Below are 19,161 nucleotides of genomic sequence, written 5' to 3' on the forward strand. Positions count from 1 at the left end.
CCTCGGCAGCTAGGTAGAGTACGAAGGTAGAATAAACAACAATCCCTGGTCAAAGCCAGGGATTGGAGAAGAATCATCATGTCAGATTAAGCTGGTTTGCCATCAGGAACAAACACATAACCTAAGCCCCATACAGTTTGGATGTAGCGAGGTTTGCTTGGGTCCTCTTCCAACATGCGACGAAGGCGAGAAATTTGTACGTCAATGGAACGTTCCATCGCGGAGTATTCACGTCCGCGCGCCATGTTCATCAACTTGTCGCGCGACATCGGTTCACGCGCATTGGTCACTAGCGATTTCAGTACCGCAAATTCACCCGAGGTGAGTGGCATCGGCTCATCACCGCGGAACATTTCACGCGTGCCCAAGTTCAAACGAAACTCACCAAACTCGACAATTTTCTCTTCCGCACTTGGCGCGCCTGGCAGCTCGATGGTTTGACGACGCAACACCGCTTTAATACGCGCAAGTAACTCACGTGGGTTGAACGGTTTTGGCAGGTAGTCATCCGCACCCACTTCTAAACCAACGATGCGGTCAACTTCATCGCCTTTGGCTGTTAGCATCAGGATAGGCAACATGTTGTTGGCATTACGCAGACGACGACAGATCGAAAGACCGTCTTCACCAGGCAGCATTAAATCCAGTACCATTAAGTGGAAGTTTTCACGGGTCAATAGGCGATCCATCTGCTCTCCATTAGCGACACTGCGCACTTGGAAACCTTGCTCTGATAGATAACGCTCCAACAACGCACGCAAGCGAGCATCATCATCAACCACTAAAATTTTAAAATTCTCTTGCATGTGTCCGTCCACCTATTTCATAAGCTTCCACCAAATTTGGTTCGGTAAAATGTAACACCAATCATCCGAATGTGGCGCAAAGAATTGTTAATCTTTATTACTTTTTAGCGGATGCACTACCCACTTGCAACGTCATACGTCACTAATCGTTAAGATAAAGCAAACCCGCACAAGGCGGGTTTGAAAAGGCGACAAGAGAAATCACTCCCCTTTATCGTATTCAATCGAGTTGATGAACCACTCTTTGATGCCGCTTGGGGTTGGCACTTGCACTTCGTCATCGACTTCTTTTTTCAGCAGTGCGCGCGCCATCGGTGAATCAATCGAAATGTAGCCTTTGGCGTCACCGTATATCTCTTCAGGGCCGACGATGCGAAATTTCATCACTTCACCCGCTTCGTTTTCAATTTCCACCCACGCACCAAAGAAGACTTTGCCCTCTTGCTGTGGCGCGTAATCAACGATTTTGACTTCCGGTAAAAACTTACTCAGGAAACGTACACGTCGGTCAATTTGACGCAGCAAACGCTTGTTGTAGGTGTAGTCGGCGTTTTCTGAGCGATCGCCGAGGCTCGCCGCCCACGATACTTTCTGCGTGATCTCAGGCCGATGCTCTTTCCATAGATAATCGAGCTCTTGCTTGAGCTTGTTATACCCTTCGCGGGTAATCATTTTGGTTTTCACGAACTTTCCCTTAATGGCTCGAACGGAATCAGATGGAGCGAAAAGTAACGAGTTTTGCCGCGCTTTGCCAGTCACCTGCGAAGATTTGACGCAATACTCTCAAAAGCGGCGGCAAAACGTGTTATTGATCACCAACATGAACGCATGTCACTCAGCCACTCTCCCACAAGGGTAGAAACTGACGCGAACTGTCCCCATATTAGACCCACTAACGAAGAACAAAGAGATCCCACGGATGAGCCAAGCTATCTGTCGTCTGATTGCTCAAGAGCTGAATGTTCGCCCTGAGCAAGTCACTGCTGCCGTTACCCTAATTGATGATGGCAACACCGTTCCTTTTATCGCCCGTTACCGTAAAGAGGTAACCGGTGGGCTTGATGATACCCAATTGCGCAACCTCGATAGCCGTTTGTCCTATCTGCGCGAGCTGGATGACCGTCGCCAAACCATTCTTAAGTCGATTCAAGAGCAAGGCAAACTCACCGCAAAGCTGGAAAGTGAAATCCTCACGGCCGATAGCAAAACGCGCCTTGAAGATCTGTACCTGCCTTATAAGCCAAAGCGCCGTACCAAAGGGCAAATCGCGATTGAAGCAGGCCTAGAGCCACTGGCCGATACACTTTGGAACCACCCACAAACCGAGCCTGAAAGTGAAGCAATCCGCTACATTAATGGCGAAAAAGGGGTGGAAGACAGCAAGGCCGCGCTCGATGGCGCACGTGCTATCCTTATGGAGCGCATTGCCGAAGACGCAAACTTGCTGGAGAAAATTCGCCAGTACCTCAATCGTCATGCTGAAATTGTGTCACGCGTGGTGGCGGGCAAAGAACAAGAAGGCGAGAAGTTCAAAGATTACTTTGAGCATAACGAAGCGATCAGCAAAGTGCCTTCTCACCGTGCTTTGGCGATGTTGCGCGGCCGAAACGAAGGCTTCCTGAGCCTGACGCTCAATGCCGATCCACAGCAAGAAGAAAGTGTGCGCCAATCCTATTGCGAAACCCTGATTGCCGATCACTATGGTGTGACGCTGAGCAGCGCCCCTGCAGACAACTGGCGCAAACAGGTCATCAGTTGGGCATGGCGCATCAAGGTTTCAATGCACATGGAAACCGAGTTGATGGCGGCAATGAAAGAGCGCGCAGAAATCGAAGCGATTGAAGTCTTCGCCACTAACCTCAAAGATCTGTTGATGGCTGCGCCTGCGGGCCCACGCGCAACGCTTGGCCTTGACCCTGGCCTGCGCACCGGTTGTAAAGTCGCGGTGGTGGACGCCACCGGTAAAGTGCTGGCCACCGATACCATTTACCCACACGTGCCGCAGAACCAGTACGATCGCGCCATGCAAACGGTGGCCGCGTTGATCAAGCAACACAACGTCGATTTGATTGCGATTGGTAACGGCACTGCTTCACGCGAAACCGATGCCTTTGCTGCAGATTTGATTAAACGTGGCAATCTCAAAGTACAGAAAATCATGGTCAGCGAAGCAGGCGCTTCGGTCTACTCTGCCTCAGAACTGGCGGCCAAAGAATTCCCGAATATGGACGTGTCACTGCGTGGCGCGGTGTCGATTGCTCGTCGCCTGCAAGACCCACTGGCCGAGTTGGTGAAAATCGATCCGAAATCAATCGGTGTGGGCCAATATCAGCACGACGTGAGCCAATCCATGCTGGCGAAACGCCTTGATGCGGTGGTGGAAGATTGTGTAAACGCGGTCGGTGTGGATGTCAACACCGCTTCTGCCGCGCTGCTGACCCGCGTGGCGGGTCTCTCGACCACGTTGGCACAGAATATTGTCGATTTTCGTGATGAGAATGGCCGTTTCGACAGCCGGACCACATTGAAAAAAGTGCCACGTTTAGGGCCAAAAGCGTTTGAACAGTGTGCGGGCTTCCTACGTATTATGGATGGCAAAAACCCTCTCGATGCTTCTTCGGTTCACCCTGAAGCCTACCCTGTGGTCAAAGCGATTGCCGAGAAGAACCAAAAAGCGGTCAAGGCGCTGATTGGCGATTCGAGCTTCCTTAAAGGATTGCGCGCAGTGGATTACACCGACGAGCACTTTGGTGTGCCAACGGTGACCGACATCATCAAAGAGTTGGATAAACCGGGCCGTGACCCTCGTCCTGAATTCAAAACCGCCACCTTCGCTGAAGGCATTCATAATGTGTCCGATCTGGAAGTTGGGATGATTCTTGAAGGGGTGGTGTCAAACGTGGCCAACTTTGGCGCTTTTGTTGACATCGGTGTTCACCAAGATGGCTTGGTGCACATTTCAGCGCTGACCGATCGCTTTGTTTCTGATCCGCGTGAAGTGGTTAAAGCGGGCGACATCGTCAAAGTCAAAGTGATGGAAGTGGATGTGCAACGTAAGCGTATCGCACTGTCGATGCGTCTCAATGATGAGCCGGGGCAAGACAATCGCAGCCAACGCTCCACCGCACCACGTGGCCAGCAAGAGCGCCGCGCCCCATCGCCACGTCGCCAAGACAACGACAATACGCTTGGCGGTGCCATGGGCGGCGCATTTGCCGCCGCGTTTGCCAAAGCGAAAAAGTAACAACCTCATTATACCCAAATTGCTTGGAGTTGCAGGTAGGCGGCAAGTGAGTGAATCCCCATGAGCATAGATGAACTATGTAATTGGGGTGAACGAACGTCGCCAACACCGCTGCAGCTTCAAGCAAGAAGGGTATAGGTTACTGAACGAAAATAAAACCCACTATGTTTCCATAGTGGGTTTTTATCGTCAGTCACTGCGGTGGTGTTTGCTTGCTATAACACCGCAATCACTTCTGAAGGGGTATGAGGGGCGACAGAGTGACCGTAATGGTACTTGATGATCGCTCGACGCTTCTCCATGATCCCTTCTCTTATCGCCGCATCCAAGATACGTTTGGGCAGACGATAGCGCATTGCGTAGCCTTTACCCTGTTCTTCACTGTAACTTCGCAGTGCCAGAAGTCCAAAAAGCCGCTCAAGCGTATCTTTAGGGTCTTCATGATAGACCGAGATCTCTTGCGTATTGGTTTCCATCTCATAGCCAGGGTGCTCTGAAGGATCCCACGAAGATTGACGTCGGCGTTTATCATCACTTTTGACTTTACGTTCCGCGTTAGATTTGGCCAACGCAACGGTTGGCGCCACAGGTTCACGCACTCTGTTGTCGCGCGCGGCCTGCTCTGTCTGCACATTTACCGATGGGGCGATCAGTGGCACACTCACAGTGGTCGGTGACACTATCATCGCGATACCTCCTCAAAGAATCGCCATACCATGCACATCATTGCACAGCCCCAAAACCGCTTCACTAACCGTAGTAAGTTGCCTTGGTTACTTCTTGTATCGACCAATATTTGAACAGGTTTAATTTTATTTTTCGCTTACTTGCCTGCAAAGCTCAGCAACTGATGGCAAAAGCTCTCTGGTTCAGTGATAAAGGGCGCATGTGACGACTGGGTGAAAATGAACTGCTCACTCGTTGGTAAGGCTTTCTCCAGATCCTGCGCCACCTTGATCGGCACCAACCCGTCCAAACGGCCATACAGACGCAACATCGGCATGGTTAAGTGCGGCAGATGGTCACGCAAGTCCACCTCCGCCAGCATTTGCAGCCCAGCTAAAAGCGATTGAGGGTTGGGTTGCGGGCGCGAAAACACCGCTTGTTTGAGGTTTTTCACATCTTGTCGTGCCGAAGGGCTGCCCATTGCTTGCAGCGCCATAAAACGCTCTACCGTGGTGTGAAAGTCTTCACTCAACTGCTCGGTAAAGGCGCTCAGAACTTGTGGCTGAATGCCACGCCAACGCGCTTCTGCGGCGAACTTAGGTGAGCTCGCCACCGTCACTAACTTACTGACATAATCGGCGTGATGCAGCGCCATGTGCGTCGCCACCAGCCCACCTAATGACCAGCCAACCCAAATGGCTTGTTTCGGTGCATACTCGAGAAGCTGCTGAGCAATCTCTTCTAAACTTGCCGCATGAAGATGGGCGCTGTGGCCATAGCCAGGCAGATCCACCACATGCAAACGAAAGTACGGCTCCAGCCTTTCAACCACCTGCTGCCACACCGCGCCATTCATGCCCCAGCCATGCAGCAACACCAAATCGGGCCCCTGACCTTGTGTTTGCCAGTGTAAATCTGTGCTCATCTTCCCTCTTACTCCTACTTTTTCCAGCCTCATGCGTCACGTGTGGTCGAGTACGCTAGCGACACGATTCATTCGCCCCACTGCCCGTATGTTAACCGATTGGCTTAGTGAAAAAATACTCCGATCTCTTCCTCGCCTCTGTCATCTGTGCGGCTTGCCGATGAATCACGACCACCACCCGCTCTGGTGCCGGCACTGCCTAACCCTGTTCGATGCCGAACCGCGTTGCCAACGTTGCGGGCTGCCGACGTTAACGGTTGTCCCCCAATGCGGCCAATGTCTGAAATCTCCACCCCCTTGGCAAAGGCTTTACTGCCTCACGCCGTATCGCTTCCCGGCCTCACACTACGTCAATCAAATCAAACATCAGCGCAAGTTCTGGTACTGCGCCAGCTTGGCTCCTTTGCTCATCCAACGCATTGACCACCCCGCGCCACTGCTGCTCTCTGTGCCGATGCATTGGCGTCGGCAATGGCAGCGAGGCTTCAATCAAAGCGATGTATTGGCGGCGCAACTGGCCCGTAGATTAAATCGCCCATTCCTTGCTCACGCTTTTACTCGTTTGTTGCACACTCCGCCACAGCAAGGGCTCAATAAACAGCAGCGTCAGCGCAATTTAGCAGGTGCTTTTCGCCTCAATCGCTCAGCGCTGCCCCATGCGATTCCCAAGCATGTCGCGATTGTCGATGATGTGGTCACGACGGGCTGTACGGTACGACAATTATGTCAATTACTGCTTGCAGTCGGCGTGGAAAGCATTGATATTTATTGCCTCTGCCGAACTCCCGAGAAGGATTGAGTTGGATGTCACTGCCGCTTGACGGTGTGGTGTGCGCTCTAAAGCATGTTTTCTCATCAAAACACTAGATCCTTTCGTTATCAGGAGTAAAATGGCGTCAATAACCTACAAATTTACTCGGGTATTCGTCGTGTCAAATATTACTATCACTGAAGCAGCACAAACTCATTTTGCCAATCTATTGGGCCAGCAGCCTGATGGAACCAACATTCGTGTTTTCGTCGTCAACCCAGGCACACAAAACGCAGAATGTGGCGTCTCTTACTGCCCACCTGAAGCGGTAGAAGCTACCGATACCGAAATCCCATACCAAAGCTTTTCTGCCTACGTTGATGAGCTCAGCTTGCCGTTTTTAGAAGATGCGGAAATTGACTACGTGACCGACAAAATGGGCTCACAGTTAACGCTGAAAGCACCCAACGCCAAAATGCGTAAAGTCGCGGACGACGCGCCACTGCTTGAGCGCGTTGAATACGCGATTCAAACTCAAGTAAACCCACAACTTGCTGGTCACGGCGGCCACGTAAAACTGATGGAAATCACTGACGCAGGCGTGGCGATTGTTGCCTTTGGTGGCGGCTGTAACGGTTGTTCAATGGTCGACGTGACGCTAAAAGAAGGCATCGAGAAAGAGTTACTACAACAATTCTCAGGTGAGCTAACAGCGGTTCGCGATGCCACAGAGCACGATCGCGGCGATCACTCATACTACTAAGTTATTCTCATTTTGGTTATAACTGAGACGAAATTTAAAGGTTGGCACACTTGGGCCAACCTTTTCTTTTAGTATATATTCCAGTCATCAATGTTTTGCAGGAGGAATCAACGTCATGAGCAGAAGGAAAGAACCCGATATTCTCAATCGTAATGTCGTTGCCCAATCACGACTCTTTTCTATCGAAAGCCTTGAACTGCGTTTCTCCAACGGCGAAGAGCGAATTTACGAACGCCTCAAACCGAGCGGTAAAAATGCTGTAATGATGGTTCCCGTTACTGAGCAAGGTGACCTATTATTAGTGAGAGAGTATGCTGCAGGTACAGAGCGCTATGAGCTTGGCTTCCCTAAAGGGCTTATTGATCAGGGGGAAAGCGCCGAACAAGCAGCGGATCGGGAATTGAAAGAAGAAATCGGCTTTGGCGCGAAACAATTAACGCCATTGAAGCAAGTGGTGCTGGCTCCTTCCTATTTCTCAAGCAAAATGACGCTGTTTTTGGCACAAGATCTGTACCCAGAAACATTGGAAGGCGATGAGCCAGAGCCACTTGAAGTGGTTCGTTGGCCACTCGCGCAGGCAGAAGAACTTCTTCATCACTTAGATTTTTGTGAATCCCGCAGTATCACAGCGCTACTATTGGCACTGAGAGCACTTCGACCGGCCAAGTAGTAAGGAAGAGAGCTATGCCTACCTCACAGAATTTATCGGCACTGTTGCCGCAAGTTATCGATATTGCTCGCACCGCGGGGCAATTGATTCTGGATATCTACCAAAGTAAGCAGTACCAAGAATACACCAAAAGCGATGAGACGCCGGTCACCAGCGCCGATCTCGCCGCGCATAAACTGATCACCCAACGACTGAGTGAGTTAACCCCAGACATTCCAGTGCTGTCTGAAGAAGCAGCGGATATCAGCTTGGAAAAACGCGCGCAATGGAACCGTTACTGGCTGGTGGACCCTCTTGACGGGACGCAGGAATTTATCGCCCGCAGTGGCGATTTTGCCACCATCATCGCCTTAGTGGAGAACAACAAGCCGGTAATGGGCGTAGTGTATGGTCCGGTTTCAGGCGTAACTTACTATGCGTATCAAGGCAAAGGCGCATGGAAGATCCCCGAGATGAACGAAAGCTTGAAAATTCAAACCCACAAACATGAACTGCCCGGACAAAACATTGCGATTGCCATCAGCCGCCGTCAGGACATCAATCGCATCACCAACCGTATGAGCAGCAGTTGGAATTACGATTTGGTGCCGTTAGGCTCAGCGGCATTGAAAGCGTGCTTGGTCGCAGAAGGAGCCGTGGATTGCTATTTGCGCCTTGGTCCGACTGGGGAGTGGGACACCGCGGCGACACAATGTATCGTGGAAGAAGCCGGTGGACGCATCCTCAGCACCTACTTGGAACCGCTTTCTTATAACGAACGAGACACCTTGGAAAATCCGAACTTCATCGTATTAGGCGATGCCGACTTACCGTGGAACGACATTTTGCAGGTCAAAGGCTAGGGTCTGATGACCCAGTCGCTGCCGACAAAAAGTGCCGATTGAAAAGTAAAAAGCGAGCTCTGCTCGCTTTTTTGTGTCATGAATCTTTCTTTGCGTTCAACGCCAAGGCAAGCTCGCTAAAAACGCCCTTGGTAGTCAAACTCATATTGCCCCTGACCATTCGGGTTCCCTAGCCAGCTCAGCTGTGATTTCATCGCCGCGGGGAATTCTGCACCTGGTTTAAACCAAGCCGAGGTCGTGTATTGAAGATTTGGCGTCACTTGAGCACTGAATTGCGCGCTGACTTGGGCGCTTTGCTGCTCGCCCTTCACCGACAATTGGCTGTTTTCACACGTGAAATCGGAAATCACCGGCCCCAAATCCAATGCGCCAATCGGGGTGCCGACTTTACTGGCACTCCACACTAACGTGCCCGTGCCGCTGACGCACCAAGGTGCTTGGTAAACCGCGTGACGCACATTCACTTCCAATTGCCCTTCCACTTGCAGAGGCAAAGGCATGGGCAAACGTGAGGCCACTTTTTCCGCGGGTAACGAAGCGACAAGATTTTCCACATACGCCCCTTGGCCAAGACCATAGCCGACCAAACCTTTACCACGCAGATTCAAATCGCTCCCGCGACCAAAGCGCAATGCGTATTGCACGTTACCGGTGAACAATTTACTGGTTTGAAAATCCCAATGCACCTCGCCAAAGCTCTGACCTTGCCAACGAATGGTGCTTGCGCTGCCCTGCCACACCGACCCAGAGGTGCCCTCAATCGTCAGGCCACGCACTGGCGGCAAGTAATTGAGCACAAAGCTAACTGGAATGCTCGACAGCAAACTGATGCTAAAAAAGAGAACAAAAATCAGGCTGTAAATAATCGCGCGCTTCACCCTAGCCTCGCTTAAACTGTAATCGGTTAACTTCCACTAGACCGGACTCTTTACCACGGTCGATGTCCATGAATTCCACTTCAATGCCTTGCTTCTCTTTCAAAAAAGCCAACCAGTCCACTAAACGGTTAAATGGCATCGGAGCGACCCACACTTGCAACATCTCATTGCGGGGCTGAACGCGTTGTAGCTCCACCTTAAATTGACGCGCGGACGAAGCAATGACTTGGTTAAGTGGCTGATCGGAAAACGACACGCCGCCACTGGCACGTAAACCGGTGAGCTCATCGGCTTTCTCACTCACCCAACTGAGTAGCTGTTTCTCACTTTGGATGCGTAACTGAGCTTGTTCAGCGCGCGCATTGATGGGCTGCAAAACACCCCAGTAAATCAGCCCGATAAGACCGAATACACCACACACCACGACTAAACGTTGCTCACGCTGGCTAATGCTGCTCCACCAAGCTTGGAACATATTGAGTAAATTTGTCATCTGCTCCTCACTTACGTTTTAACACAAAGCTGCCAATCACAGCGTCGCCAGTGCGGTTAAGCTGCCCTTGTTCCACTTGGAACTGCTCGCTCAACTTCACGCGTGCCTGCTCAAAAATTTGGAAATCGTTACTTTTCGCCTGAATGCGGACTTCACCTCGATTACCATCGTATTTGATGCTCAGCACTTCAAAGTTTTTCACTTGGCCAATGGTACCCGGCAATTGTGCCATCCACTGCAGCATCGAATCACCCGCGCCACCTCCAGACAAACGGCGAATTTCGTCTTCCATTTGGCGTTTGAGGTAACTCACGGTTGGGATCTTGTTTCGGCCCGGCATCACTTGACGGAAAATGCGCTCGCTCTCTTCTCGATACGCTTGCGCTTGCGACTCATAGCGCTGAATTGTGAGCACTTGTTGCGCGACCAACGCGGCAATCAATAAGCTGCCACTGATCGCGACCTTCTGCCACACTTTCCAGTGCTTAAAGAACGAGCTTTTCGGCTTAAATTCACCGGTTAACAGCGAGAATTTACCATCGGCAACGCCTTGGCTGAGTAACGCCATGGTCATTTCCACTGGGCGACTTAGCCAATGAGCCTGACCTTGCTGCTCAGGCAACGAGCTAAAACAGGCCACAGAAAGGGGTTGCTCGCCGGCAAGGGCATTCAAATAGACGGGCATCCAGCTGTCGTCTACCGCACTGCCTTGGCACGCAGAATGACGGAACAACCACTGCTCCCCCAATTGCGCGGCGCTGATGCCTTCGTCGTCGAGTGGCAGCGCCAATGAGTCTGGCAGCACGCGTTTGACATCTAAACCTTGAGCGCGAAATGCATCAAGCATATGTTGCAACCAACGGCGATCCACACCACACACTTGCGCTTTACCATTCTCTTTGGCCAACACAGAGAAATGCAAATCGTCCACATCTTGGGCGATTTCATCTTCCAGCAAGTAAGGCAGCATCGACTCAAACTGACGTGAGGCACCCGGTGGGATCTCCACTTCGGTTAACACCACATCGCTGGCCGCGACCAGCACCACAATCGGCCTCTGATCGGCATAATTTTTGAGATCGTCCAGTTGTTGCCAATCCGACAACTCCCCACTGGCGATCACTTCTTGTTGGCTTGATGACCAAACCAACCAAGGAATGGGGCTATATTGTTCGCTACTCAGCCGAACGGTCAGAAACTCGCTCACTGATTCCTCCAAAACGGCGACGCACAACGGTCACGGTTTCTCTGTTTTTACTGTACATAAGGCTGCGAATTCTCACCCTAGAGTCCTCGACTAACACCTGTGCATCCAATTCAAAGTATCGGCTATCAACGCCAAGATACGCTTTTGCTTGTTTTTTGATTTCTTCGCTGATGCCCGCCATTTCGGATTCTGAAAGAAAAGCATCAATGCTCACCCAGCCATCAAAGGGGCGTTTTTCTATCAGTTGCTTGGCATCAGATTCACTCAACGCAGGTGAAAACAGCGCCACCAGCAAAGCGGCTTGCTCAGCGCTGATGGTATTGACGTTCAAGCGCCACTCATCGGTCGGTAAAGCACAGACCAAAGGCTGCAGCGTTGCCATCATTTCACCCGACACTTGGTAAACCGCGCGCAGTTCACTGCTGTCGGCAATGTACCCATTCGCCGCCAAATAGGCGGGTTTCATCCCTTCATAAGTCGAGTCTTCGACCCCAGAAGCAGAGCGCACCGCATCATTGGGATCGACAAACTCCCACATGGAGTCAGCAATCACTTCGGATTCATAACTCTCTACGCCTGACTCTTCGAGCAAAGCACGAAAGACTTTCACCAAATAAGGACGCTCTACCGCTGCGTCTTGCATCACCACGGGAGAGAGGGCATTGAGATTAAAGCACGCTTGCTTATCAAAAATACGTCCTTTCGCTTGACCATAGTCCAAGGGATAGGTTTTCTCTTCCAATGCCCAAGGCTGGTTTAAGTTAATGGTGTCACTGTCTTTGTAACTTTGCTCAATACCCACCTTCGCCAACGCTTCCACACCAATCGCATACCAGTAAGCTTGCTGATAGCTGATCTGGTTGGTACCGCGCTTAAACTGTGCAAACAAACGCTCAGACATACTGCCGGCGATGGTCGCCATAATGGCCAGCAACAGCAAAATGATGATCAGTGCCACTCCAGATTGGCGCGAGCGGTTCGATTTAGCCATTGTTGCCTGCTCCACCACTATTGTTTTGCCCGGAGTCTTCGCTACCTGACGCTTGTTTTTGCAAGTTTCCCTCTGGAGTGAGGTAGGTTCGCGCGATCTTTCCGTAATCTTTCAACGTCAGCTCTACCGAGATCGCCGCAGGTAAGGTTAACTCGTTGCTCCACTCATTGCTCCACTGTTTGCCGTCATAAAAACGCACATTGAGCTCTTCCACGTCACTGAGTAACGGAGTCACGACCCCTTCTTGCCCTGCAAGGGTATCTGGGTAACGCCACCATACTCGCTCTAAGCGCTCATCTTTGATGCGATAACCCACTTTAGTGACCTCCCCGCGAGGGAATTGCTGCTGCGGATTGTGCCAACCTAAACGCGCGAACATGATGCCTTTGCTGTCTGAATCTAAGAGGTAATCCGCCCAATGCAGCAGTTTTTTGCTCGGCTCTTCACCGTTGGTGCGGGTTTGACGCAGCGCTATCTGGCGAAAATCGCTGTCCATCATCACCAAGGCTCGTTGCAGTTCATTCAATCGTCCGGTGCGCTCTTGTGATAACTCATTGCTGCGTTGCACCTGATTGACCACCTGATAAGCGGCCACACTTAAGGTGGCAAAAATGGCAATCGACACCAACACTTCGATGAGGGTAAAGCCACGTTGGCGCGTGCTTTTCTTTCGCCACGTTTTACTTCGCCACATAGCTTCTCACCGTAATCATTGGGCTGGCCTGCTTTTCTGCTGCCACGCTCACATCAAACGCTTTCAGCAGCGGTTGAGTCGTGGCTACAGGAGTCACTTTCCAATACCAAGTTTGCCCCGCTAACTCTTCTTCACCGTTGCTGGCTTTTAGATTTTTGGGGTTGAGCATGACCATCGCCATTTGATTGTCTGCCACCATGGCAGCAAACATCTTCTGCTCCAAATAACCGACGGTGTTGATGTGCTGGCTAACGGCACGGATCACGCTCATCGCCGCAGTGGCAAATATCGCCAACGCCACCAGCACCTCAAGCAAGGTCATGCCTGCGTATTTGCGTCGTTTAACCATCGTCTTGCTCTTCTTCACCGGGAGCCAGCAGAATAATCTGCCCTGTGTCTTTGGCTCGTACTCGCCAACCATTTTCGGTCGCGTCCTGATCGTCGGGATAAAAAGACAATGAAAACGGCGTCAATTCTCCGCTGGATAAAATGAAAATCTGCGGCGGTCGCTGTTTTTTCTCTTTTTCTTCTTCGGCAAACATCTCTTCATCAAACAGAGAGCCCGGCTTGAACAGGCGATCGTCTTGCTGCCATGCCCCTCCCCCTAAGGTCAGTTGCATCGCTACTTCATCTTCAAGCTCGGTAGTGGCTGGAATTTTATTCAACTCCAACGTCTGCCAACCATCAGCTTCCAATTTGAGTAAGGTGTAGCGCGATTTTTCTTCCTCTACCCGAACACCAAAATCTTTACCACTGAGTACCGCTTCTTCGTTGAGTAGCTGTAATCGTTGGTAAAAACTCTGCGCGTATTTCTTGCCCCGCTCGTCGCTGCGAGTGGGAAGGGTGGCGATAACCGCCACCGCAGTCAGAGACAACAACACCAGCACCAACAGAATTTCGATCAGTGTAAAACCCGCTAAGCGGGATGAAAAACGTGGTTTCAAGTGGTTGCCTCTTCGACTCGACGTCCCATTATTGGAAGTCTTGCATATTCCAGTTGCCAATATCTGCCGCCGCGCCTTCGCCGCCTTCTTGACCATCTGCACCTAAGGTGAAGATATCAATCGTGCCTTTGTCGCCAGGGCTCATGTATTGGTATTCGTTGCCCCAAGGGTCTTTTGGCAAACGCTTGATGTAACCACCATCGCGGTAGTTGCGTGGCTCTGGGCTACTTGGTTTAGTCACCAACGCTTCCAAACCTTGATCGGTAGTTGGATACACGCTGTTGTCTAACTTGTACATGTCCAGCGCATTTTCCAACGCGACGATGTCGGTAATGGCTTTTTGCTGGTCAGCCTTTTCTTTGTTACCTAGCAGGTTAGGGACAACGAAACTGGCCAAAATGCCCAGAATCACCACCACAACCATGACTTCAAGCAGGGTGAAACCCGCCTGTTTTTTTGCTTTATTTTGCATTGTTTTCTCCAGAATAATGAGGCCGAATGACCAAGCCACTCAGCACCCCAAAATCAGCCACTCATTAAATTATTCATTTCCAGCATCGGCATCAGTGTCGCCATCACAATGAACAACACCAATCCCGCCATTAACGCAATTAACGCTGGGGTAAAAATACCCAGCGCGATATTGACCGTTGATTCAAAACTTTGGTCTTGGTTGTCCGCGGCACGCGTCAGCATGCTTTCCAACTCACCACTTTGTTCTCCACTGGCAATCATGTGCAACATCATTGGTGGAAAAAGGCGAGTTTGATCCAAAGCTTTACGCAGACTGGCCCCTTCACGCACACTTTCTGCCGCCAATAAGACCTGTTGTTTGACGAATTGGTTCGACATTACATCGACCGCCACACGCATCCCTTCCAAAATGGGAATCGCACTGGAGGTACAAATGGATAAAGTGCGAGCAAATCGTGCCGTGTTCAACCCTTTCGATATTTTGCCCAGCAGTGGCAGGCTCAGTATGCGGCGATCCCACGCCATGCGAACATTAGGCTTTTTCAAGGCCGTTTTGAGTAGGTAAATGGCAAACACGATGCTTCCCAACAGCAATAATCCCCACTCTTGAACAAACTCACTCGCCGCCAACAAAAATTGTGTCGACTGTGGCAGCTCTTGACCCATTTGGATAATCGGCTCGACGATTTTGGGTACCACAGTGGCGAGCAAAAACGCCACAATCGTGACAGCAAACACCACCAATACCACCGGGTAAATCATTGCTTGCAGTAACTTAGAACGCATCTTCTGGCGATTTTCACAGTAATCGGCCAAGCGCTCTAACACCGCATCCAAATGACCCGATTTTTCCCCTGCCGCCACCATAGAGCGATACAGTTCATCAAAAATATGCGGATAGTCTGACAGGCTGTCTGCCAAGGTGTAACCTTCGGTGACTTTGGCCCGCACCGCTGCCAACATACCTCGAATACGAGGCTTCTCTGCTTGATCCGATACCGCTTTGAGACACTCCTCCAGCGGCATACCCGATTGCACTAGGGTAGAGATCTGACGAGTAATCAACGACAGTTCGGGAGTGGAAATGCCACGCTTAAAGCCACCTGAAGATTTGCTTTTAGCCAACTTGGCTTTGGTTTCCATCACCTCGATGGGCACCATGCCTTGCTCTTTCAAGCGCTGGCGTACTTGGCGGGCATTGTCGCCTTCCAAGGTGCCTTTTTTGGTGCGCCCTTTTGCGTCGAGCGCTTTGTATTCAAACGCCGCCATTAAGATTCCTTGGTCACTCGCATCACTTCTTCCAGTGAGGTCACGCCTTGCAACACTTTGTCTAAACCATCGCTGCGAATGCTCGGGGTATGTTCACGAATGTATTTGTCCATCGCCTGCTCTCCCGCCTCTGCATGGATCAGCTCTTGGACTTTATCGTCCACCATCAACAGCTCATGGATACCCGTACGGCCACGATAACCTTTGTGGTTACATTTTTCACACCCCTTGGCACGATATAAAGTCAGCGCATCTTTCTTCTTCGCGCCAAACAGTTTGCGCTGCTCTTTGTCGGCCTCATACGGCTCTTTACAATCTTGGCATAAGGTCCGCACCAAGCGCTGAGCCAGCACGCCCAGCAGTGAAGATGAGATCAAAAAAGGCTCAATGCCCATGTCTCGCAGACGGGTAATCGCACCTACGGCGGTGTTGGTGTGCAAGGTTGACATCACCAAGTGACCGGTCAATGACGCTTGTACGGCAATTTGCGCGGTTTCCAAGTCACGAATTTCCCCGACCATCACCACGTCTGGGTCTTGACGCAAAATGGCTCGCAGACCGCGTGCAAAGGTCATGTCGACTTTTGGGTTCACTTGGGTTTGGCCAATGCCATCAATATCAAATTCGATCGGGTCTTCCACCGTTAAGATGTTGCGCTCGTTGCTGTTCAGCTCTTGCAAGCCAGCGTACAAGGTGGTGGATTTACCCGAACCCGTTGGACCTGTGACCAAAATAATGCCGTGAGGACGCGAGATAAGATGACGGAAATTGTCGTGGTTCACCGGCGTCATGCCCAAGCTATGCAGGTCAAGACGAGTGGCGTTTTTGTCGAGCAAACGCATCACCACACGCTCTCCGTGTGATGAAGGCATGGTCGATACACGCACATCGACCGCGCGACCACCGATACGCAGTGAAATACGACCATCTTGTGGCACTCGTTTTTCCGCGATGTCGAGTTTGGCCATGACTTTAACGCGAGAGACCAACAGCGGCGCCAGTTTGCGGCTCGGAGACAACACATCGCGTAAAACGCCATCGACACGGAAACGAATCGACAAAATTTTCTCAAACGTTTCGATGTGAATATCCGACGCACCTTCTTTGATCGCTTCGCCCAACATGGCGTTGATCAATTTGATGATCGGTGCATCGTCTTCCGTTTCGAGCAAATCTTCATCTTGCGGCAGCTCTTCGGCCAAAGAGAAGAAGTCATCATCCGAGCCAATATCTTCCATTAGCTGACGCGCTTCTGACGAGTCGCGTTGGTACGCTTCGGTCAGTTTTTTTTCAAACGCTTCAGCGGCAATGGCTTGAGGGACAAAGGTCTGTTTGAGCACACGACGCACTTCAACTAACGCCTGCGCATTGAGAGGCTCAACGTAGTAAAGTACCGGCGGCCTTTCTGGATGCTCGATTTCCAGCACCATTTTAAAGCGGTTAGCAAAACTAAACGGTAAACGGCGATACGATGGCGCCGTATCCAGTATATCTACCATTACTGCTGTTCCATTTGGTCGATAAAGGCTTGAATTTCAGCCGGGTGGCGTTTGTCTTCACCAAATTTCGGCAACACAGGAATGTGGCCATCATCCATCAGTTTTAGCCCTTGCTCTGCTTTGTAGAGCTGCTCGGCGCGAATGTAGTTGTACTTACGCTGGGTAATACCATCCGCCGTCATACCATCACGAATGATGGTCGGCTTGATGAACACCATTAGATTTTTCTTTTCTACTTGAGTATTGGTGGATTTAAACAAATGCCCCAAAATTGGAATATCGCCCAGTAGCGGTACTTTTGATTCACTCTCTAACGCACGCTCATCGATCAAACCACCAAGCACCAACATTTGGCCATCTTGCACAATCACTGAGGTATTGAGCTGACGTTTAGCAAAACGAACGTCCACCGCCCCATTAGCACCCAAAACGTTAGATACTTCTTGTTCGATATTAAGCTGAACCGAGTCGCCTTCGTTAATTTGCGGTACCACTTTAAGCTTGATGCCCACTTCTTTACGATCGACGGTTTGGAACGGGTTATCGTTGTTCGAGCCCGCGGTTGAACCGGTAATAACAGGAACTTCTTCGCCAACAATGAAAGACGCTTCACCATTGTCCATCACGGTAATACTTGGTGAAGACAGAATATTGGAGTTGGAATCACTCGAAACAGCGCTGATCAGGGCTGTCCAGTCCCCCATAACAAGGCTCATTGCCGCACCGTTTACACCAGCGAGTGCTGCAGCAAGGGTCGAATAGTCTCCAGCTTCTGTACGTGAATATGGTTCATACTTACCAGTGTCACTATTCCAACGACTGTCTGTTACTGTTTTATCTTTTGCCTCTTCCAGGCCAACCATCACTTTGCCAATTGGCGTACCGGTATTGCTATATTGGATGACAGCACCCGTTTCCAAGTTACCCCATTGCACACCCAAGTTCACACCATCGCCCTCTGCCATTTCGACAATCAAGGCTTCAATCAGTACTTGTGCGCGGCGAATATCTAACTGAGTAATCACCTCTTGCAACGCCAACATAATATCGGGTGGCGCGGTCAGTACCAGCGAGTTGGTGCCTTGGTGAGCGGCGATCACCACATCGTTGCGCTGTGAAGACGCGCCCTTTTGACCAGAGTTTTTCTCTGCTTGCAGGTTATCAGAGACCCCTTTAAGCACATCAACCAAATCTTCCGCTTTGGCGTATTTGAGGTAAACAACACGGTTGTTGCCTTTGCTCGCCATTTCCACATCGAGTTGGCGAATCAAACGCTTCAAGCGATCACGGACTTTAGGGTCACCCGAAATCAAAATCGAATTGGTGCGCTCATCGGCCACCAATTTTGGCTGCAAAAATTCTGGGGTGTTTTTCGCATCGGTAGTGCGGTTTAGCGCATCAACAATACGAACCATTTCCGCCGCCGACGCATTACCTAGCTCTACCACTTCGATTTCCGTATCGCCCGCTTGGTCCACGCGTTTGATGATTTCTGCCAAACGATTCACTACCGCTGCACGGCCCGTGATCAAGATGATATTGGCCGGATCATAGTGCACCACGTTACCAGCGCCCGCATTATCAATCAGTTGGCGTAACAAAGGAGACAGCTCTCGCACAGAGACATTACGCACCGCAACCACGCGTGTAATGACATTGTCGCCCTTCACGGTGTCATCACTGACCACGGGAATGGCGGAGGTTTTGGAATCTTTGGATTTGACGACTTTCAGTACGCCATTTTCCATTTCAACCACCGCGTAGCCATACACTTCAAGTACGTTTAGGAAAAAGCTGTAGTACTGCTCTTCATTTAATACGTCGTAGCTGCGTACATCAATTTTGCCTCGCACCGAAGGGTCGACAATGATGGTCTTTTCTAAGTTTCGACCGACAATATTGATGAACTCTTGAATATCGGTGCCTTTAAAGCTTGCACTAAACTCGTTTGCCAGCACGCCGCTTGAGCAGGCTAAGGTACCTGCGAGTAGCCAAGCGCTTTTGCTAAACCAATGTTTCACGTTTATCTCCCTGAACTTACGCTT

20 protein-coding genes are annotated in these 19,161 nt (G+C 50.7%); 5 read left to right on the forward strand and 15 right to left on the reverse strand.

The genetic code is table 11. The features are described 5' to 3' along the window. Positions 1–86 precede the first annotated feature (86 nt). Positions 87–806, reverse strand: coding sequence for an osmolarity response regulator transcription factor OmpR (ompR, locus tag AOT11_RS06150; RefSeq protein ID WP_011078925.1), 720 nt, complete (start codon positions 804–806; stop codon positions 87–89). A 201-nt stretch (positions 807–1,007) separates the two neighbouring features. Beyond that, complete coding sequence (gene greB, locus AOT11_RS06155; protein ID WP_011078926.1) at positions 1,008–1,490, reverse strand: transcription elongation factor GreB; 483 nt, start codon at positions 1,488–1,490, stop codon at positions 1,008–1,010. 235 nt (positions 1,491–1,725) lie between these two features. Between greB and AOT11_RS06160 the strand changes: the two genes are divergently transcribed. Beyond that, a complete protein-coding gene (locus AOT11_RS06160) occupies positions 1,726–4,050 on the forward strand; it encodes a Tex family protein (protein WP_017420490.1) in 2,325 nt (774 codons plus the stop codon). A 215-nt stretch (positions 4,051–4,265) separates the two neighbouring features. Here the strand turns inward: AOT11_RS06160 and AOT11_RS06165 are convergent, their stop codons facing one another. After that, positions 4,266–4,736, reverse strand: a complete 471-nt coding sequence (locus AOT11_RS06165) for a hypothetical protein (protein ID WP_011078928.1) — start codon at positions 4,734–4,736, stop codon at positions 4,266–4,268. Between the two features lie 137 nt (positions 4,737–4,873). Beyond that, on the reverse strand, positions 4,874–5,641 hold the full coding sequence (gene bioH, locus AOT11_RS06170; RefSeq protein ID WP_026050272.1) for a pimeloyl-ACP methyl ester esterase BioH: 768 nt from the start codon (positions 5,639–5,641) through the stop codon (positions 4,874–4,876). An 88-nt stretch (positions 5,642–5,729) separates the two neighbouring features. Between bioH and AOT11_RS06175 the strand changes: the two genes are divergently transcribed. The 4 genes from AOT11_RS06175 (at position 5,730) to cysQ (ending at position 8,667) form a co-directional block, all read left to right on the forward strand. After that, positions 5,730–6,440 carry a ComF family protein gene (locus AOT11_RS06175; protein WP_026050271.1) on the forward strand — a complete coding sequence of 237 codons (711 nt, stop codon included), beginning with the start codon at positions 5,730–5,732 and terminating at the stop codon, positions 6,438–6,440. A 130-nt stretch (positions 6,441–6,570) separates the two neighbouring features. After that, a complete protein-coding gene (nfuA, locus tag AOT11_RS06180) occupies positions 6,571–7,155 on the forward strand; it encodes a Fe-S biogenesis protein NfuA (RefSeq protein ID WP_026050270.1) in 585 nt (194 codons plus the stop codon). A gap of 115 nt (positions 7,156–7,270) precedes the next feature. After that, a complete protein-coding gene (gene nudE / locus AOT11_RS06185; RefSeq protein WP_011078932.1) occupies positions 7,271–7,825 on the forward strand; it encodes an ADP compounds hydrolase NudE in 555 nt (184 codons plus the stop codon). A gap of 14 nt (positions 7,826–7,839) precedes the next feature. Further along, on the forward strand, positions 7,840–8,667 hold the full coding sequence (gene cysQ, locus AOT11_RS06190) for a 3'(2'),5'-bisphosphate nucleotidase CysQ (protein WP_017420493.1): 828 nt from the start codon (positions 7,840–7,842) through the stop codon (positions 8,665–8,667). A gap of 116 nt (positions 8,668–8,783) precedes the next feature. Here the strand turns inward: cysQ and AOT11_RS06195 are convergent, their stop codons facing one another. Genes AOT11_RS06195 through gspD form a run of 11 tightly spaced genes read right to left on the reverse strand, consistent with a single transcriptional unit; the run spans position 8,784 to position 19,137 of the window. After that, positions 8,784–9,545 carry a type II secretion system protein N gene (locus AOT11_RS06195; protein WP_017420494.1) on the reverse strand — a complete coding sequence of 254 codons (762 nt, stop codon included), beginning with the start codon at positions 9,543–9,545 and terminating at the stop codon, positions 8,784–8,786. Between the two features lies 1 nt (position 9,546). Then, the gene (locus AOT11_RS06200) at positions 9,547–10,038 is read right to left on the reverse strand and encodes a type II secretion system protein M (RefSeq protein ID WP_017420495.1); all 492 of its coding nucleotides are present in this window, start codon (positions 10,036–10,038) and stop codon (positions 9,547–9,549) included. A 7-nt stretch (positions 10,039–10,045) separates the two neighbouring features. After that, a complete protein-coding gene (gspL, locus tag AOT11_RS06205; RefSeq protein WP_017420496.1) occupies positions 10,046–11,245 on the reverse strand; it encodes a type II secretion system protein GspL in 1,200 nt (399 codons plus the stop codon). Beyond that, on the reverse strand, positions 11,214–12,236 hold the full coding sequence (gspK, locus tag AOT11_RS06210) for a type II secretion system minor pseudopilin GspK (RefSeq protein ID WP_026050269.1): 1,023 nt from the start codon (positions 12,234–12,236) through the stop codon (positions 11,214–11,216). The genes gspL and gspK overlap by 32 nt, the downstream gene beginning before the upstream one ends. Then, complete coding sequence (gspJ, locus tag AOT11_RS06215) at positions 12,229–12,930, reverse strand: type II secretion system minor pseudopilin GspJ (RefSeq protein WP_017420498.1); 702 nt, start codon at positions 12,928–12,930, stop codon at positions 12,229–12,231. Before gspJ ends, gspK begins: the two co-directional genes overlap by 8 nt. After that, entirely contained in the window at positions 12,917–13,279 is a 363-nt protein-coding gene (gspI, locus tag AOT11_RS06220) for a type II secretion system minor pseudopilin GspI (RefSeq protein WP_017420499.1), read from the reverse strand. The genes gspJ and gspI overlap by 14 nt, the downstream gene beginning before the upstream one ends. After that, positions 13,272–13,976, reverse strand: a complete 705-nt coding sequence (gspH, locus tag AOT11_RS06225; RefSeq protein ID WP_017420500.1) for a type II secretion system minor pseudopilin GspH — start codon at positions 13,974–13,976, stop codon at positions 13,272–13,274. Before gspH ends, gspI begins: the two co-directional genes overlap by 8 nt. After that, on the reverse strand, positions 13,903–14,346 hold the full coding sequence (gspG, locus tag AOT11_RS06230; protein ID WP_017420501.1) for a type II secretion system major pseudopilin GspG: 444 nt from the start codon (positions 14,344–14,346) through the stop codon (positions 13,903–13,905). Before gspG ends, gspH begins: the two co-directional genes overlap by 74 nt. A 53-nt stretch (positions 14,347–14,399) precedes the next feature. Beyond that, positions 14,400–15,617 carry a type II secretion system inner membrane protein GspF gene (gene gspF / locus AOT11_RS06235; protein ID WP_017420502.1) on the reverse strand — a complete coding sequence of 406 codons (1,218 nt, stop codon included), beginning with the start codon at positions 15,615–15,617 and terminating at the stop codon, positions 14,400–14,402. After that, the gene (gene gspE, locus AOT11_RS06240) at positions 15,617–17,116 is read right to left on the reverse strand and encodes a type II secretion system ATPase GspE (RefSeq protein WP_011149205.1); all 1,500 of its coding nucleotides are present in this window, start codon (positions 17,114–17,116) and stop codon (positions 15,617–15,619) included. The genes gspF and gspE overlap by 1 nt, the downstream gene beginning before the upstream one ends. Continuing rightward, positions 17,116–19,137, reverse strand: coding sequence for a type II secretion system secretin GspD (gene gspD, locus AOT11_RS06245; protein WP_017420503.1), 2,022 nt, complete (start codon positions 19,135–19,137; stop codon positions 17,116–17,118). Before gspD ends, gspE begins: the two co-directional genes overlap by 1 nt. Positions 19,138–19,161: the final 24 nt, after the last annotated feature.

The organism is Vibrio vulnificus NBRC 15645 = ATCC 27562, from assembly GCF_002224265.1.
GTDB lineage: Bacteria > Pseudomonadota > Gammaproteobacteria > Enterobacterales > Vibrionaceae > Vibrio > Vibrio vulnificus.

Excerpts from the sequence above, each read along its gene's own strand:
- gspG (WP_017420501.1), bottom strand. The coding sequence starts at position 14,346 with ATGCAAAATAAAGCAAAAAAACAGGCGGGTTTCACCCTGCTTGAAGTC.
- cysQ (WP_017420493.1), top strand. The coding sequence starts at position 7,840 with ATGCCTACCTCACAGAATTTATCGGCACTGTTGCCGCAAGTTATCGAT.
- gspI (WP_017420499.1), bottom strand. The coding sequence starts at position 13,279 with ATGGTTAAACGACGCAAATACGCAGGCATGACCTTGCTTGAGGTGCTG.
- gspK (WP_026050269.1), bottom strand. The coding sequence starts at position 12,236 with ATGGCTAAATCGAACCGCTCGCGCCAATCTGGAGTGGCACTGATCATC.
- bioH (WP_026050272.1), bottom strand. The coding sequence starts at position 5,641 with ATGAGCACAGATTTACACTGGCAAACACAAGGTCAGGGGCCCGATTTG.
- gspF (WP_017420502.1), bottom strand. The coding sequence starts at position 15,617 with ATGGCGGCGTTTGAATACAAAGCGCTCGACGCAAAAGGGCGCACCAAA.
- AOT11_RS06200 (WP_017420495.1), bottom strand. The coding sequence starts at position 10,038 with ATGACAAATTTACTCAATATGTTCCAAGCTTGGTGGAGCAGCATTAGC.
- AOT11_RS06160 (WP_017420490.1), top strand. The coding sequence starts at position 1,726 with ATGAGCCAAGCTATCTGTCGTCTGATTGCTCAAGAGCTGAATGTTCGC.
- nudE (WP_011078932.1), top strand. The coding sequence starts at position 7,271 with ATGAGCAGAAGGAAAGAACCCGATATTCTCAATCGTAATGTCGTTGCC.
- gspE (WP_011149205.1), bottom strand. The coding sequence starts at position 17,116 with ATGGTAGATATACTGGATACGGCGCCATCGTATCGCCGTTTACCGTTT.
- AOT11_RS06175 (WP_026050271.1), top strand. The coding sequence starts at position 5,730 with ATGTTAACCGATTGGCTTAGTGAAAAAATACTCCGATCTCTTCCTCGC.
- AOT11_RS06165 (WP_011078928.1), bottom strand. The coding sequence starts at position 4,736 with ATGATAGTGTCACCGACCACTGTGAGTGTGCCACTGATCGCCCCATCG.
- gspJ (WP_017420498.1), bottom strand. The coding sequence starts at position 12,930 with ATGTGGCGAAGTAAAACGTGGCGAAAGAAAAGCACGCGCCAACGTGGC.
- ompR (WP_011078925.1), bottom strand. The coding sequence starts at position 806 with ATGCAAGAGAATTTTAAAATTTTAGTGGTTGATGATGATGCTCGCTTG.